Origin of the sequence: Bradyrhizobium sp. 197 (genome assembly GCF_023073375.1) — a bacterium.
Classification (GTDB): Bacteria; Pseudomonadota; Alphaproteobacteria; order Rhizobiales; family Xanthobacteraceae; genus Bradyrhizobium.
The window spans coordinates 1-1,122 of the sequence record NZ_JADPJJ010000133.1 but is presented as its reverse complement, the minus strand read 5'-3'; the positions used below and the strand labels follow the sequence as shown (position 1 = coordinate 1,122).

General features: G+C 61.6%; 1 protein-coding gene. It reads left to right on the top strand.

Annotated elements, in window-relative coordinates; all coding sequences use genetic code 11:
- The coding region (locus IVB27_RS29490; protein ID WP_247446416.1) for a transposase at positions 1-1,122 on the top strand (1,122 nt) is incomplete at both ends.

Below are 1,122 nucleotides of genomic sequence, written 5' to 3'. Positions count from 1 at the left end.
TGGTCGCGGGGTATGTCTTTGCGATCCGCTCGGAACGGCTGATCTGCCGTGAAGTGCAGGTGAACCTCGCCTATCGCTCGTTCTGCAAGCTCGGTATCGAGGACGCTGTCCCGGATCATTCGGCGTTCTCGCGCGCCCGCAACGAGCGCTTCCGCGATGGAGATGTTCTGCGCCGCGTGTTCGAACGGATTGTCGAGACATGCATTGCCGCCGGTCTGGTTGGTGGCGAAGGATTTGCAGTCGATGCGAGCCTGATTGCGGCCGACGCGAACAAGCAGCGCTCGATCGCAGGTCACGATTGGCGCAGGGATCGCGATCCGGCCAGGTCTAGCCGCGCGGTGAAGGAGTATTTGGCAACCCTCGACGATCCGGCGTGGGGAGCCGCCAGCGATGTCATCCCGAAATTTGTCTCGCCATCCGATCCGGCAGCGCAGTGGACCGGCGCTCACAAGGGGCCGGCATTCTTCGCGTACTCCGACAACTATCTCATCGACGTGAAGTTCGGCGTCATCGTTGATGTCGAGGCCTCCCGCGCCATTCGCCAGGCCGAGGTCGGTGCAGCAAAGACCATGATCGAACGGACCGAGGAGCGCTTCGGTCTCAAGCCAGAGCGACTTGTCGGGGATACCGCTTACGGAGCGGCTCCAATGCTGAACTGGCTGGTCGAGGAGAAGGGCATCGCGCCACATATCCCTGTGTTCGATAAGTCGAAGCGGGATGATGGCACTTTCTCGCGGAGCGACTTTCGATATGACCCGATCGGCGACGTTTACCACTGCCCGGGTGGTAGGCGGCTTGGGACGAGCGGTACCGTGCACGAGGGCAAGACCCTTCTGTATCGTGCAAGCAAGCTCGACCGCGATGTATGCCCGCTCAAGCCGCAGTGCTGCCCAAAGGAACCATCACGCAAGATCCCGCGCGATATCCATGAGCATGCCCGAGACGTTGCCCGGTCGTTCGCTGGCACCGAGGGCTTCGAGCTCTCTCGGCGTCAGCGCAAGAAGATCGAGATGAGGTTCGCACACTTGAAGCGCATCCTGAAGCTTGGTCGGCTCCGATTGCGCGGCCCGCAAGGTGCCCAGGATGAGTTTGTTCTAGCCGCCATCGCCCAGAATCTGAGGC